Source organism: Frankia casuarinae, assembly GCF_000013345.1.
Classification (GTDB): Bacteria; Actinomycetota; Actinomycetes; order Frankiales; family Frankiaceae; genus Frankia; species Frankia casuarinae.
In genome coordinates, this window is the sequence record NC_007777.1 from 2000752 (window position 1) to 2014958 (window position 14207).

The 14207-nt window shown below is 70.7% G+C and carries 12 protein-coding genes; 9 read left to right on the forward strand and 3 right to left on the reverse strand.

The genetic code is table 11. The annotated features are described in order from the left end of the window. The first annotated feature begins 63 nt into the window (after positions 1-63). Both glgC and glgA read left to right on the forward strand, forming a co-directional pair. Positions 64-1302, forward strand: a complete 1239-nt coding sequence (glgC, locus tag FRANCCI3_RS08375) for a glucose-1-phosphate adenylyltransferase (protein ID WP_011436106.1) — start codon at positions 64-66, stop codon at positions 1300-1302. 112 nt (positions 1303-1414) lie between these two features. Then, complete coding sequence (glgA, locus tag FRANCCI3_RS08380) at positions 1415-2650, forward strand: glycogen synthase (RefSeq protein ID WP_011436107.1); 1236 nt, start codon at positions 1415-1417, stop codon at positions 2648-2650. Positions 2651-2672: 22 nt separating this feature from the next. Here glgA and rfbB read toward each other — a convergent pair whose 3' ends face one another. Next, the gene (rfbB, locus tag FRANCCI3_RS08385) at positions 2673-3677 is read right to left on the reverse strand and encodes a dTDP-glucose 4,6-dehydratase (protein WP_023841554.1); all 1005 of its coding nucleotides are present in this window, start codon (positions 3675-3677) and stop codon (positions 2673-2675) included. 3 nt (positions 3678-3680) lie between these two features. On the opposite strand from rfbB, the gene FRANCCI3_RS26040 reads away from it, so the two are divergent. The 3 genes from FRANCCI3_RS26040 to FRANCCI3_RS08395 all read left to right on the forward strand — a co-directional run bounded on the left by FRANCCI3_RS26040 (position 3681) and on the right by FRANCCI3_RS08395 (position 6814). Further along, on the forward strand, positions 3681-3929 hold the full coding sequence (locus tag FRANCCI3_RS26040; protein WP_023841553.1) for a hypothetical protein: 249 nt from the start codon (positions 3681-3683) through the stop codon (positions 3927-3929). Between the two features lie 207 nt (positions 3930-4136). Further along, positions 4137-5750: an ABC-F family ATP-binding cassette domain-containing protein gene (locus FRANCCI3_RS08390; RefSeq protein ID WP_011436109.1), complete on the forward strand. Its 1614-nt coding sequence runs from the start codon at positions 4137-4139 to the stop codon at positions 5748-5750. Between the two features lie 38 nt (positions 5751-5788). After that, positions 5789-6814, forward strand: coding sequence for a cation diffusion facilitator family transporter (locus tag FRANCCI3_RS08395; RefSeq protein WP_011436110.1), 1026 nt, complete (start codon positions 5789-5791; stop codon positions 6812-6814). On the opposite strand, the gene FRANCCI3_RS08400 is transcribed toward FRANCCI3_RS08395, so the two are convergent. Next, the gene (locus FRANCCI3_RS08400) at positions 6722-8227 is read right to left on the reverse strand and encodes a hypothetical protein (RefSeq protein WP_023841551.1); all 1506 of its coding nucleotides are present in this window, start codon (positions 8225-8227) and stop codon (positions 6722-6724) included. The genes FRANCCI3_RS08395 and FRANCCI3_RS08400 overlap by 93 nt on opposite strands. Positions 8228-8863: 636 nt before the next feature. Between FRANCCI3_RS08400 and FRANCCI3_RS08410 the strand changes: the two genes are divergently transcribed. From FRANCCI3_RS08410 to FRANCCI3_RS08420, 3 genes are all read left to right on the forward strand, one after another. Then, positions 8864-9082 carry a helix-turn-helix domain-containing protein gene (locus FRANCCI3_RS08410; RefSeq protein WP_009399485.1) on the forward strand — a complete coding sequence of 73 codons (219 nt, stop codon included), beginning with the start codon at positions 8864-8866 and terminating at the stop codon, positions 9080-9082. A gap of 3 nt (positions 9083-9085) precedes the next feature. Then, positions 9086-9907, forward strand: coding sequence for an enoyl-CoA hydratase/isomerase family protein (locus FRANCCI3_RS08415; RefSeq protein WP_011436113.1), 822 nt, complete (start codon positions 9086-9088; stop codon positions 9905-9907). 103 nt (positions 9908-10010) lie between these two features. Next, positions 10011-11936 (forward strand): ABC transporter ATP-binding protein, encoded by a 1926-nt coding sequence (locus tag FRANCCI3_RS08420; RefSeq protein WP_011436114.1) that lies wholly within the window; start codon positions 10011-10013, stop codon positions 11934-11936. 123 nt (positions 11937-12059) lie between these two features. Here FRANCCI3_RS08420 and FRANCCI3_RS26765 read toward each other — a convergent pair whose 3' ends face one another. Further along, positions 12060-12236 carry a hypothetical protein gene (locus tag FRANCCI3_RS26765; protein ID WP_023841550.1) on the reverse strand — a complete coding sequence of 59 codons (177 nt, stop codon included), beginning with the start codon at positions 12234-12236 and terminating at the stop codon, positions 12060-12062. A 269-nt stretch (positions 12237-12505) separates the two neighbouring features. Between FRANCCI3_RS26765 and pyk the strand changes: the two genes are divergently transcribed. After that, on the forward strand, positions 12506-13921 hold the full coding sequence (pyk, locus tag FRANCCI3_RS08425; protein WP_011436116.1) for a pyruvate kinase: 1416 nt from the start codon (positions 12506-12508) through the stop codon (positions 13919-13921). Positions 13922-14207 lie beyond the last annotated feature (286 nt).

Here is a 14207-nt window from a genome sequence, read left to right on the forward strand (position 1 = left end):
CGTGGCGTGGTGTCCGGCCCCGCCGGTCGTTCGGAGATCGAGCCGGAAGACGGGAGCCTGTCTGTGCCGAGCCCGCGGGTCCTCGGTCTGGTGCTGGCCGGGGGTGCCGGACGGCGGCTGGCGCCGCTGACCGCGGACCGGGCGAAGCCCGCCGTCCCCTTTGGCGGGCTGTACCGCCTGATCGACTTCGTGCTGTCCAACCTGGTGAACGCGGGCTACCTGCGCATCGCGGTCCTGACCCAGTACAAGAGCCACAGTCTCGACCGGCACATCACGACGACATGGCGGATGAGCAACCTGCTCGGCAACTACGTCACGCCGGTGCCGGCGCAGCAGCGGCTGGGGCCGCGATGGTTCGCCGGCAGCGCCGACGCCATCCACCAGTCGCTGAACCTCGTCTACGACGACGCCCCGGACATCGTCGTGGTCTTCGGCGCGGACCATGTGTACCGGATGGACCCGCGGCAGATGGTCGCCCAGCATCTCGACAGCGGAGCCGGCGTCACCGTCGCCGGGCTGCGGGTGCCGAGATCCGAGGGCAGGGCGTTCGGGGTCATCCAGACGGCGCCCGACGGCCGCACGATCGAGGCGTTCCTGGAGAAGCCCGCCGATCCGCCGGGTCTGCCGGGTAGCCCCGAGGAGACGTTCGCCTCGATGGGTAACTACGTCTTCTCGACGGACGTGCTGATCGACGCCCTGCGCAAGGACGCCGCGGACGAGGACAGCGTCCACGACATGGGCGGGAACATCATCCCGATGCTCGTGGCCCAGCGGGCGGCGGCGGTGTACGACTTCGCCGGCAACGTCGTCCCGGGCACGACGGTGCGTGACCGCGGCTACTGGCGCGACGTCGGCACCGTCGACTCGTACTTCGAGGCGCAGATGGATCTGTGTGCGCTCGACCCGGTGTTCAACCTCTACAACCGGGAGTGGCCGATCCTCACCAGCATCCCCTCGCTGCCACCGGCGAAGTTCGTGCACGACGGCCTGCAGCGCACCGGCACGGCCGTGAACAGCATCGTCAGCAATGGAGTCATCATCTCCGGGGGCACGGTGCGCTCGTCGGTGCTGTCCCCGGGAGTGCGGGTGAGCTCCTGGGCCGAGGTCGACCACACGGTGCTCATGGACAACGTGCTCGTCGGCCGGGGGGCCGTCGTCCGCGACGCCATCCTGGACAAGAACGTGCACGTGCCGGCGGGCGCCCAGGTCGGGGTGGACAAGGACCGGGACCGCGCCCGCGGCTACACCGTGAGCGAGCAGGGCATCACCGTCGTCGGCAAGGGCGTCACGATCGCCGACTGAACCGGCCGCCATCCGCCCCATCCGCCCGCACCCGCCCCGCTCCTCGCCTCCACCGCCCGCACCCGTCCCGTTTGCACCCGTCCCGTCACGGCACCGTTGGGAGAGACCGCACATGCGCGTCGCCATGCTCACCCGGGAGTACCCCCCGGACGTCTACGGCGGGGCGGGTGTGCACGTCGAGTACCTGAGCCGGGAGCTCGCCCGGCTTGTCGACCTCACCGTCCACCGCGAGGGGCCGGCGCCGGGCGGCGGGTCGGCGGGCGGCGGGCCCGCGGGTGCGGCGCCGTCGACCGGCGCCGTCGACCGACCGGTGGTCGAGAGGGCGGGTGCCCCGGGGGTCGCCGCGGTCGCGGCGCACCGGGGCTGGGCTGCGCTCGCCGACGCGAACGACGCGCTGCGGACCGTGTCGATGGACCTGTCCATGGCCGCCGCGGCGGTCGGCGCGGACGTGATCCACTCGCACACCTGGTACGCGAATCTCGGTGGCCATCTCGCCGCGCTGCTCGGCGGCGTCCCGCACGTGATGACCTCGCACTCGCTGGAGCCCCGGCGTCCCTGGAAGGCCGAGCAGCTGGGCGGGGGCTACCGGGTGTCGTCCTGGTGCGAGCGGGTCGCGATCGAGTCGGCGGCCGCCGTGGTCGCGGTCAGCGCGGGCATGCGCGTGGACATCCTCGATGCCTACCCGGCGGTCGATCCGGCCCGTGTGCACGTCATCCGCAATGGCATCGACACCGACGAGTACCGTCCGGACACCGCGACCGACGTGCTGGAACGTCACGGGGTGGATCCGGCCCGGCCGACGGTGATCTTCGTGGGGCGGATTACCCGGCAGAAGGGGCTGCCGGTGCTGCTGCGGGCGGCTGCGGCGATCGACCCCCGGGCGCAGCTCGTGCTCTGTGCCGGGGCCCCGGACACCCCTGCGCTGCTCACGGAGATCACCGACCTGGTCGAGGGCCTGCGCGCAGGCCGCGACGGCGTGGTCTGGCTGCCCGGGATGCTGACGAAGCCGGAGGTGATCCAGCTGCTCAGCCATGCCACCGTGTTCGTCTGCCCGTCGGTCTACGAGCCGCTCGGCATCGTCAACCTGGAGGCGATGGCGTGCGGCACCGCGGTCGTCGCCTCCCGGGTCGGTGGCATTCCCGAGGTCGTCGACGACGGCGTCACCGGTCTGCTGGTGCCGCCCGGCGACCCCGGCGCGCTGGCCGGGGCCGTCAACGAGGTGCTCGCGGACCCGGTCCGGGCGGCCGCGATGGGCCATGCGGGCCGGGACCGGGCCGTCACCGAGTTCGGCTGGGCGGCGATCGCCGAGCGCACCGCGCGGCTGTACGCATCGCTGACCGGCGGCTGACGCCTCAGCTCGGCTGGAGCCGTCAGCTCGTCCAGGCCGTTTCGGAGACCGGGGAGCGACCGAGCAGCGGACGCCACCAGGCTTCGTTCTCCTTGTACCAGGCGATGGTCGACCGCATGCCCTCGGCGAAGTCGATCAACGGCGTCCAGCCCAGCTCGGTCCGCAGCTTGGTGGAGTCCAGCAGGTAGCGGCGGTCGTGCGAGGGGCGGTCGGGCACGATCGTCTTCAACGACGCGGGCAGACCGAGCTCGGCGAGCACCGTGTCGGCGATCGTCTCGATGTCCGCCTCGACGCCGGATCCGACGTGGTAGGTCTCGCCGAGCCGCCCACGGTCCAGAACCGCGTCGATCGCCCGGCAGTGGTCCATCACGTGCAGCCACTCGCGCCGGTTCGTGGTGGAGGCGTACATCGGGAGCGACTCGCCCTGCAGCGCCCGGGTTACGAACAGGGGGATGACCTTCTCCGGGAACTGGTAGGGACCGTAGTTGTTCGAGCAGTTGGTGATCGTCACGGGGAGGTTGTAGGTGAAGCCGTAGGCGCGTACGGCGTGGTCCCCGCCGGCCTTCGCCGCGTTGTAGGGCGTGCGGGGGAGGTAGGGGGAGTCCTCGGTGAAGGCACCGGGGTCGTTGAGGTCCATGTCGCCGTAGACCTCGCAGGTGGAGATCTGGTGGAAGCGGGCCACCCCGACCGTGCGTGCCGCCTCGAGCAGGGTCTGGGTACCCATCACGTTCGTCGCGAAGAACTCGCCGGGGCGGATGATCGCCAGGCTGTTGTGCGACTCGGCGGCGAAGTTCACCACCACGTCCACGGAGTGCTCCCGCAGCACCGACTCGACGAGCTCCTGGTCACGGATGTCGCCGTGGACGAACGTGACGCGGTCCGCGACGTCGGCGAGGTTCTCCCGGCAGCCGGCGTAGGTCAGGGCGTCGAGCGCCACGACCGCGTCCTCCGGATGCCGCGTCCGCCAGTAGCGGACGAAGTTCGATCCGATGAACCCGGCGGCTCCGGTCACGAGGAGCGTCGACATGGTGTGCCTTTCGATCGGTGCGCCTGCGCGGCGACGCATGCGGCTGGGCGGTGGACGGACGTCGCCCATGTTCTCGTGGCGGGCGGGCAGCGGCCTGGCCGGCGCGCGGCCACCCGGACGACGGCGGGTGACCGTGGGCGCACGGGGCACCTTACGCTCTGGCGCGTGGCGGACCTGTTCGAGGGCTATCCGGCGGCCACGGCGCCCGATGGCTTCCGTACTCTTGAGGTCATGAGCATCGTCGTATCGTGATCGTCGCGCGCCCGACCGTGCCGTCCCTGGTGGGCACGGTGCGCGGTCTACCCCGTGCCCGACCTACCCCGTGCCCGACCTCGGTCGTCCCGGTTCGCCGTGCTCTGGTGGGGTCCCCGCCGTTGTCCGTGTCAACCCGACGTCGCCGGTGTAACGCTCTGACGCTCGCCCGGCGTTGTCTGGAAGCCCGAAAGAGGCCCTACCTCGATGATCATTGTGTCCGAGCTCGAACTGCGTGCCGGAGCCCGCACTCTGATCGAGCCCGTATCCTTCCGGGTGCAGCCGAACGACCGGATCGGTCTCGTCGGGCGCAACGGGGCCGGCAAGACAACGTTGCTGAAGGTGCTTGCCCGGGAGGGGCTGCCGTTCGCCGGCACCGTCGACATCCGGGGTGAGATGGGTTACCTCCCCCAGGACCCGCGTACCGGCGATCTGGCCGACACCGCCCGTGATCGGGTGCTGTCGGCGCGCGGTCTCGACGTTCTCCTGCGCGAGATGGAGAAGCTGCAGCTGGAGATGGCCGAGCTGGTCGACGCCACGGCGCGGGACGCGGCGATCCGCCGCTACGGCAGCCTGGAGGAGCGATTCGGGACGCTCGGCGGTTATGCCGCCGAGGCGGAGGCTGCCCGGATCTGCTCGTCGCTGGGCCTGGCCGATCGGGTGCTCGCCCAGCCCATCGGCACCCTGTCCGGTGGGCAGCGGCGGCGGGTCGAACTCGCCCGCATCCTGTTCGCCGGGTCCGGCAACGCCGACGCGACCCTGCTGCTCGACGAGCCGACGAACCACCTCGACGCCGACTCGATCGGGTGGCTGCGGGACTTCCTGCGCGCCCACACGGGCGGCCTGATCGTGGTGAGCCACGACGTCGACCTGCTCGACAAGTGCGTGAACAAGGTCTTCCACCTCGACGCCAACCGGGCCACCCTCGACGTCTACAACGTGAACTGGAAGACCTACCTCAACCAGCGCGAGCTGGACGAGCGCCGCCGTCGCCGGGAACGCGCCAATGCCGAGAAGAAGATCGACTCGCTGAAGGCGCAGGCCGACAAGATGCGCGCCAAGGCGACCAAGGCGCGGGCCGCCCATCAGATGGACCGGCGGGCCGAGCGGCTCGCGGCCGGGCTCGCCGAGGCGCGCGTCGCGGACCGGGTGGCCAAGCTGCGCTTCCCGGACCCGGCTCCGTGCGGCCGCACGCCGCTGACCGCCACCGGACTGTCGAAGTCCTACGGCTCGCTGGAGGTGTTCACCGGTGTGGACCTCGCGATCGACCGCGGCTCGCGGGTCGTGGTCCTCGGGCTGAACGGTGCCGGCAAGACCACGCTGCTGCGCATCCTGGCGGGCCAGGAGGCACCCGACGTCGGCCAGGTGCATCCCGGTCACGGTCTACGTCTCGGGTACTACGCGCAGGAACACGAGACGCTGGACACCAGCCGCTCGGTGCTGGACAACATGCGGGCCGCCGCGCCGGGGACGTCGGACGTGGAGCTGCGTCGCATCCTGGGCGCGTTCCTGTTCAGCGGAGACAGCGTGGAGCAGCGCGCCGAGACCCTGTCCGGCGGCGAGAAGACCCGCCTCGCGCTCGCCGGACTGGTCTGCAGCTCCGCCAACGTCCTCCTGCTCGATGAGCCGACGAACAACCTCGACCCCGCCTCGCGCGACGAGGTGCTTGCCGCGCTCGCCACGTACCGGGGCTCGGTCGTCCTAGTCACCCACGACCCGGGGGCCGTCGAGGCACTCGACCCGCAGAAGGTCCTGATGCTGCCGGACGGGGTCGAGGACAACTGGTCACCCGATCTGGCCGAGCTCATCACCCTGGCCTGAGCAGGGACCCTGCGCCGGGAACCGAACGGAGAACCTTTGTGAGTACGCAGGGCGGCACCAAGGCGGTAATGGCGGCACTGGCCGCCAATCTGGGTATCGCGCTGGCGAAGTTCGTCGCGTTCCTGGTCACTCAGTCGTCGTCGATGTTGGCCGAGTCCATCCACTCGGTGGCCGACTCCGGCAACCAGGGCCTGCTCCTGCTCGGCCAGAAACGTTCCGTCCAGCCGCCGGACGAGGAGCATCCCTTCGGGTACGGGCGGGCGCGTTACATCGCCGGCTTCCTGGTCGGGATCGTGTTGTTCAGCCTCGGCGGGCTGTTCTCGGTGTATGAGGGCGTCGAGAAGCTGCGCCATCCGCATGAGCTGGAGAGCGGGCTGGTCGCGGTCGTCGTCCTGCTGATCGCGGTGCTGCTGGAGTCCTACTCCTTCGCGACCGCCATGCGCGAGTCGAAGAAGACGAAGGGCGACCGGTCCTGGTGGCGGTTTATTCGGGAGGCGCGGGCCCCGGAACTGCCCATCGTCCTGCTGGAGGACCTGGCAGCCGAGCTGGGGCTGATCTTCGCGTTGCTCGGGGTCGGACTGACGCTGGCACTAGACGACCCGATCTGGGACGGCGCGGGAACGCTGGCCATCGGCGTGCTCCTGCTGATCGTGGCCGTCATCGTGGCGACCGAGGCGTACGGCATGCTGGTGGGCGAGGCCGCAGCCCCGGCAATGGTCGCCACCATCCGCCGCACGCTCGCCGCCGCCCCGGGCGTCGCCACGGTCATCCACCTGCGCACGCTGCACCTCGGGCCGGACGAGCTGCTCGTCGCCGCCAAGATCGGTATCGGGGCGGAACTGGCGATGCCCGAGGTGGCCGCCACCATCAACGGCGCGGAGGCGGCGCTGCGGGCCGCGGTGGCGGTTCCGCTGCGCATCTTCCTCGAGCCCGACATCCTCCGCGACGAGCTGGGTCGACGACGGGATCCGTCAGCCGGTGCCGCCGGCGAGGCAGAGCCGCAGCGCGAGCGCGCTCAGGGCGCCGAGGGACATCAGTACCACCGGCAGGTTTCCCGCCCGTAGCTTGTCCCCAGGCAGTTCCGGTCGGGGACGGGGCGCCACCGCGGCCACCAGCAACCAGGGGAAAACCGGCAGCCAGGACTCTTCGACGTCGCCCTCGGCCAGTCCGAGGACCGTCGCGAACAGCATCGTCGCGCCGGCCCCCACCAGCAGCGGCCAGCCCGGGGTCAGCCGCAGGCGGCGCGCCGCCCGGACGAGAACCGGCCCGCCGACGAGGACGACCACGGTCAGATCCACGGCGATCCAGGCCAGCGTGCCGGCGAGCCCCGGCCGTGGCGCGCTCGCCAGGGCCAGCCCGTCGGGCCAGGAGAAACCCCACGCGTAGAAGAGCCACAGCGGCAGGAGCGCGCCCAGGCCGGTCATGACGTTGAGGATCGGGCGACGGCGGACGAAGTAGGCCGCCGCGACCGCCACGCCAAGCCAGACCGAGGCGTAGCCGAACAGCCCCGCGAGGCCGAGCAGCAGCCCGCTTGCCAGCGCCCACCACATCGAGCGCCGACCCGGTTCGCATCCGACCACCCCCACCGCGACGGCCAGGGTGGCCAGGGTAGCCGTGACGGCGTCCGGGGACGCCGCCATCCATCCGTTCCACGGGGCCAGGACGAGGACGGGGACCAGGCGCCGGGCGGCCGTCTCATGGCACAACGAGCGCACCGCGATCGAGACGGCGGGGACGACCAGCGTGCCCAGGGCGGTGAACAGCATCCCGATCGCGACCGCGCCGTGCATCCCCACCCTGGTGAGCACCCAGACGGTCAGGACGGGGCCCGGAGGATGGGTCGGCAGGACGGCCGTAGTCCCCGCGGCGGCGTGCGTGGTGGTCGCGGTGTAGGAGGCGAGGAAGCCGAGCGGATCGTCACCGACGGCTTTTGCCGCCGCCAGGAGATCCGCCGGGATGCGAAGATCCGCCGTGATCTCCCCGGGTGCGACCAGCGCGAGCGTGCCGCTCCACGCCAGCGATCCGACGTAGCCCAGGACGAGCAGGACGGTCCAGGGCAGCCTGTTCGTCGGGCCGGTCGCCATGGCCGGGGTGTTCGGGGTGTTCGGGGTGTTCGGGATGGCCGGGGTGTTCGGGGTGTTCGGGGTGGCCGCCGGGGGGATGGTCGAGGCCCACCAGGCGGTGAGGGCAATCACGACCACGGCGATCGCGAGCGGGACCAGGACGAGGGAATCGAGACGGGGAGCCCATCCGCCGCGCAGCGGCGGGTCACCGATGCCCAGATCAAGGTCGCCGGTGGAGACGAGGAACATGCCGACGAGACCGCAGGCCACCAGGATGAGCCACAGCGCCGCCTCGCTGGCCTCGGTATGCCCGGCGGACCCAGCCCAGGGCCGGGACAGGCCGCCACGCGGTCCGGGCGACCGGCTGGAGGCGGCGACAGCGGTCGGGTCGGAGGCGCCGTCCGTCGCGCTCACCGGTCCGTACCGAGGCAGGCCGCGTAGCTGGGCACCTTCGGTGCCGACCCGGAGATCATTACGTCACCGACCACCACTGCACGGTAACGAGTCCGGTTCGCTCCCAGCGCCGCAGTTGCTCCCGAGCCGGATGCCGGAGGTGCCGGCGGGGGTGCGACGAGCCGTCCGCGGTCTCGCCGGATCGGGCCTTGGCACGGGAGCGGGCCCGGCCCCGACGAGGTGGACAACCGGTGTCGGATGTGAGGAATCAGTCGAATCGATCGGCCGCGTTCGCGGTCCGTCGGCTCGCTCTGTACAGTGATCGACTGATGGTCGTACCTGCAGCGTTGCATCGAGAGAAGATCTTGATCGCGAAGATGACGATGTTCGTGGCGACGCGCCGATGCTGTTGTCGGGCCGCGTACCGGGGATTGGGGACACTGGTCTCGGTAGCACTGTCGGCCATGCGCGCCTGCTGTGCCAGCGGGTGGGTGCGACCCGTGCCATCGCTGGTGACCGCCGGCATGGAGGAAGGAACGCGAGGGCACGGTCATGCACCGGCGTCGCGTGTGATGGATCACATCTGCTTCGAGTGGCGCGTTTACTCAAGCTGAGTGAAGATCGGTTCGCAGATCATCGAACACGGAGGGGGCCACGTTGGCCGAGCTCAGGAAAGGAACCCGGATCACCGGCGCCGAGCGGGACAAGCTTGCCGCCGAACTTCGGAAGAAGTACGAAGGTGGGCAGAGCATCCGCCTGCTCGCCGAGTCCTCTGGTCGTTCGTACGGGTTCGTCCACCGGATCCTCTCGGAGTCCGGTACGACCCTGCGCGGCCGGGGTGGTGCGACCCGGGGCACCAAGAAGAAAAGCGCCTGAATCATGGCGGTCCCCGCCGCCGCTGTAGCGGCGGCGGCGGCCGGGCTGCGCGTGCGGGTCGCCGGGCCTCTCGTCACGATCGGGATGACGGACCTCGGTGATACCGGCGGGGCCGGTTCGTTCCCGGCTCTCGCGTCGGCGCTGGTCGGCGAACTGCGTCGGTTGACCGGTGAGGTCCGGGTCCTGGTTGTCCGGATAGGTCATTGCCCCCCGCCTGCCGCTGACCTCACCGACCCCGCACCCCGGGTGGGCGAGGGAGGACCTGCGTCCGCCGAGGGGCGGCTGTCCCCGGCCGCGGGCTATCGCGCGTGGCGCGACGCGATGGGGCGGGTCTCCGACCGGTCCGACCTGATCAGTGTGGCCGTCGTGGACACGACGGTCGGCGACCTCGGTCTCGCGGTGACGGTCGCCTGTGACCTGCGGGTCCTCGCCGCGGATGCGCGCTTCCGGCTGACCTGGGCGCGTGACGGCTTCCTGCCCGCGGCCGGTGCCATGGGTCGGCTGGTCGAGCTCCTCGGATACGCGAATGCCCTGGACCTCTGCCTGACCGGCCGTGAGCTCGCCGCCGACGAAGCGGCCAGGATCGGGCTGGCCCAGCGGGTCCTGCCGCGTGAGCTGCTGGACGAGCAGGTCGGCGTGCTGGTCGCGGCGCTCCTCGCGGTTCCCCGCGACATCGCGGCCGAGGTGAAGGCGCTGATGCGCGGCGCGCGGCGTTCCCGTCCCGCCACCCGCTCCGGCCGTCTCAACGAGCGGGCCGAGGACGAGGCCTGGGAACGCGTCGTCATCGCCCGCTCCGCTGCCGGTGACGACCCCGCGGCGGGGTGAGCGGCAGCCAGCACACCCGACGAGCCGCATCCGCTGCGGGAATGCCCGTCCGCAATTCCTGCTTACCTCGTTACACACTAAACACCGCCGCCAGGGAGGGCTGATGCGACCGGGAACGGACGGTTGGTCCACGATGCGTACCTTCCAACAGGACCGTTCGGTCACCCGGACCTCGCTGCGGCCTGGCACCCTGCGCAGGATCGTCGCCTTCGCCCGCCCCCATCGGCGGCAGCTCGCCTACTTTCTCGCGCTCATCGTGCTCAGCTCGGCTGTCGGTGCGGTTGTTCCGATGATCTTCAAGACGATCATCGACGACGGCATCGTGCGCCACCGGGTGGGGTTCGTGCAGGCGCTCGCCGCGGTCGTCGCGGGCCTGGCGTTCCTGGACGCCGGTCTGTCGCTCGCGCAGCGCTGGTTCTCGGCCCGGATCGGCGAGGGTCTGATCTACGAGATGCGCAGCCAGGTGTTCCGGCACGTGCAGTGCCAGCCGCTCGCCTTCTTCACCCGGACCCAGACCGGGGCGCTCATCAGCCGGTTGAACAACGACGTGCTCGGCGCGCAGTCGGCGTTCACCAACACGCTGTCGTCGGTGCTGTCGAATATCCTGTCCGCCGGATTCGTGCTCGCCGCGATGCTGGTGCTGTCCTGGCGGATCACGCTCGTGTCGCTCGTGTTGCTGCCGGTATTTATTATTCCGGCCCGCTTGTTGGCGCCCCGCCTGGCCAGGCTGACCCGGGAGAGCTACGGGTTGAACGCCGAGATGAACACGACGATGACGGAACGATTCAACGTGTCCGGAGCGATGCTCGCGCAACTGTATGGTTCGGCGGAACGGGAGGACGAGAACTTCCGTGTTCGGGCCGGGCGGGTGCGTGACATCGGGGTGACCCAGGCCATGTACGGCCGCATATTCTTCGTCTCGCTCACCCTGGTCGCCTCGCTCGCGACCGCGATCGTCTACGGGATAGGCGGTCGGTTCGCTGCCCAGGGCAGCTTGGAGGTCGGTACCCTGGTCGCGCTCACGGCCTACCTCGGGCGGCTCTACGGGCCGCTCACTCAGCTCTCCAACGTGCACGTCGACGTCATGACGGCGCTGGTGTCCTTCGAGCGGGTCTTCGAGGTGCTCGATTTGGAGCCGGCGATCGCCGACCGGCCGGGCGCTGTCGATCTGCCGGCAGGCGCGGCGACCATCGAGTTCGATCATGTCGGTTTCCGTTATCCGGCCGCCGACGAGGTCTCCCTGGCGTCGCTGGAGTCGGTCGCCGTACTCGACCCGCGGGTGCCCACGCCGGTGCTGCACGATGTCACCTTCCGGGTCGAGCCGGGGCAGGTGATCGCGTTGGTCGGCCCGTCCGGAGCGGGCAAGACGACGATCAGCCAGCTCGTTCCGCGCATGTACGACGTGCGGTCGGGGTCGGTACGCATCGGCGGGCACGACGTCCGCGATCTCACCCTTCGGTCCCTGCGGTCCGCCGTCGGTGTGGTCACCCAGGACGCGCATCTGTTCCACGACACCATCCGCGCGAACCTGGCCTTCGCCCGGGCGGACGCCTCGGACGAGCAGATGTGGACCGCTCTGGACGCGGCGCGGATCGGGCCGCTCGTGCGCTCCCTGCCGGACGGCCTGGACACGGTCGTCGGTGACCGGGGCTACCGCCTGTCCGGCGGGGAGAAGCAGCGGCTGGCCATCGCCCGGCTGCTGCTGCGCGAACCGGGCATCGTCGTGCTGGACGAGGCCACCGCGCACCTCGACAGCGAGTCCGAGGCCGGCGTGCAGCAGGCGCTGACCGCCGCGCTGGTGGGACGGACATCCCTGGTCATCGCGCACCGGCTGTCCACGGTGCGCGACGCCGACCGCATTCTGGTGGTCGACGACGGGCGGATCGTGCAGAGCGGGACCCATGAGGAGCTGCTGGCCCGCGGCGGGCTCTATGCCGAGTTGTACCGGACCCAGTTCGCCCCGGTCACGCCCGTCGGTGCTGATGCGGGGTGGGCCGAAGGGGCCAGTGCCCCACCGGTCGGGGTCTGACTCCTGGGCCACATCCGGGCGCGCCACGTTCGGGCGGCCGGCGTCGCGCCGACCCGACAGGTGGGCGGCGACCGGCCGTGGTCCGCGGCCGGTCGCCGCCCACGGCCGCCCGTCGTGGCGACACTAAGATCCGGGCTCGGCCGAACGAAGCGCTGCGGCCGTGGGGGAGCTCTCGCCGGCCGCGCTGCCGGCGTGCACCTCCGAGGCGACGACGCTGGTCTCGGCGGGAGCCATGACGTCGGCGACGGCGATGTCGATGTCGCCGGACGGCTGGCGGTGGATGGCGGGATTTTGTTTCATATCGGCTCCGGGGGGACTCGATCGTGCCCTACCGACTTCCGCATCCGAGGAAGCGGATCCCAGGAACGTCCGGCGCCCTTGCCGTCTTTCCCGTATCACGCGCGTCAACCGACAGGGGTGTGGCGCGGACGATATGAACGGTACGCCGCCGTGCGACCACGTGCAGCATATAACGGATACGCCTGATCTGACTACTTCTCGGGCCGCCGCGCGCGCCTCCCGGTGGCCCCCGTGTGCAATGACCGACGATCAGTACTTAGGCTCTGGGTGTGCCCCGTAGAGCCAAGATTGTTTGTACCCTCGGCCCCGCGACCAGCTCGCCAGAGAAGGTCCGGGCCCTCGTCGACGCGGGAATGGACATTGCCCGACTAAACTTCTCCCACGGAACACACGAACAGCATGCCGTCACTTACGCGCGGGTGCGCGAGGCCGCGGAGGCGGCCGGCCGCAGCGTCGGCACGCTCGCCGACCTCCAGGGACCGAAAATCCGGCTGGGGAACTTCGCCGACGGCGGGGTCACCCTGCTGCCCGGTCAGCGGTTCACCGTCACGATCCGCGATGTTCCCGGCGATCAGCATCAGGTCGGCACGACCTACCCGGGCCTGCCGGGCGACGTCGCGGCCGGGGATCGCGTCCTGGTCGACGACGGCCGCCTGGTCCTGCAGATCGACGGGGTGACTGACACCGACGTCCACACCACGGTCGTTGTCGGCGGGCCGGTGAGCGACCACAAGGGGATGAACATTCCCAACGCCGCGCTCACCGTCCCGGCGCTCACCGAGAAGGACGCCGCTGACCTGCGGTTCGCTCTCAACCTCGGGGTGGACATGGTCGCACTGTCCTTCGTCCGGAGCGCCGTGGACGCCGCGGCGGTGCATGCGATCATGGATGAGGTGGGGATCCGGGTTCCGGTCCACGCCAAGATCGAGAAGCCGCAGGCGGTCGCCGAACTCGACGAGATCATCGAGGCGTTCGACGGTCTGATGATCGCCCGTGGCGATCTCGGGGTCGAGCTGCCGCTCGAGGACGTGCCGCTCGTGCAGAAGCGCGCCGTCAGCCAGGCCCGGGAGCGGGCCAAGCCGGTGATCGTCGCGACCCAGGTGCTCGAGTCCATGGTCAGCGCGCCGCGGCCGACCCGTGCCGAGGCCAGTGACTGCGCCAACGCCGTCCTGGACGGCGCTGACGCGATCATGCTGTCGGCGGAGACGAGCGTCGGTGCCTACCCCATCGAGGCCACGGCCACCATGGCGCGCATCATCGAGACCGCCGAGGCCGACCTCGGCCGGATACCGCCCCTGCGGACCGAACCGCGCACGCTCGGTGGGGCACTCGCCCAGGCCGCCGCGTCGGTAGGAGCCGCGGTCGGCGCCCGTTACCTCGTGGCCCACACCCTCAGTGGTGACACGGCCCGGCGACTCGCCCGGTACCGTACCGAGGTCCCGGTGCTGGCCTTCACGCCGATTCCGGCTGTCCGCAACCAGATGGCGCTCTTCTGGGGCGTGGAAACCTTCCTCGTGCCGTTCGCGGACAGCACGGACGAGATGGTCCGCCAGGTCGACAGCGCCCTCTTCCATATTGGCCGATGCAAGCCGGGTGAACTGGTGGTCGTCGTCGCCGGGACGCCGCCGGGCGTGGCCGGCATGACCAACATGATGCGGGTCCATCGCATCGGGGAGGCCATCTGACCCCACCGTCTGAACCGACCCCACCGTCTGGTGTCAGCGTCGCATCCCTGATCTTTGATCCCTGACCGAGAACTGGCATACCTCGAGCACCCCGAGCCGCGCCGACGCCGAGTCCGCCGGTCACCGGCGGCCCGCCGGCGCGGCCCCCCGTTGTGCCGTTGCCGTTCTGGCACATGTCAGGCGTGGACCGATGACTGTCATGATGAGGCCCAGCTGGGCCTAGGCGGACAAGCTGGGGGCGTGGTACGGCCCGGGGCCCGGCCGCCTCCGGTCCGTACCGGTCCGT

What these genes read in the sequence shown, in the direction of transcription:
- FRANCCI3_RS26765 (WP_023841550.1), bottom strand. Translation starts at nt 12,236, where the DNA reads ATGAAACAAAATCCCGCCATCCACCGCCAGCCGTCCGGCGACATCGAC.
- glgA (WP_011436107.1), top strand. Translation starts at nt 1,415, where the DNA reads ATGCGCGTCGCCATGCTCACCCGGGAGTACCCCCCGGACGTCTACGGC.
- FRANCCI3_RS08415 (WP_011436113.1), top strand. Translation starts at nt 9,086, where the DNA reads ATGGCGGTCCCCGCCGCCGCTGTAGCGGCGGCGGCGGCCGGGCTGCGC.
- rfbB (WP_023841554.1), bottom strand. Translation starts at nt 3,677, where the DNA reads ATGTCGACGCTCCTCGTGACCGGAGCCGCCGGGTTCATCGGATCGAAC.
- FRANCCI3_RS08420 (WP_011436114.1), top strand. Translation starts at nt 10,011, where the DNA reads ATGCGACCGGGAACGGACGGTTGGTCCACGATGCGTACCTTCCAACAG.
- FRANCCI3_RS08390 (WP_011436109.1), top strand. Translation starts at nt 4,137, where the DNA reads ATGATCATTGTGTCCGAGCTCGAACTGCGTGCCGGAGCCCGCACTCTG.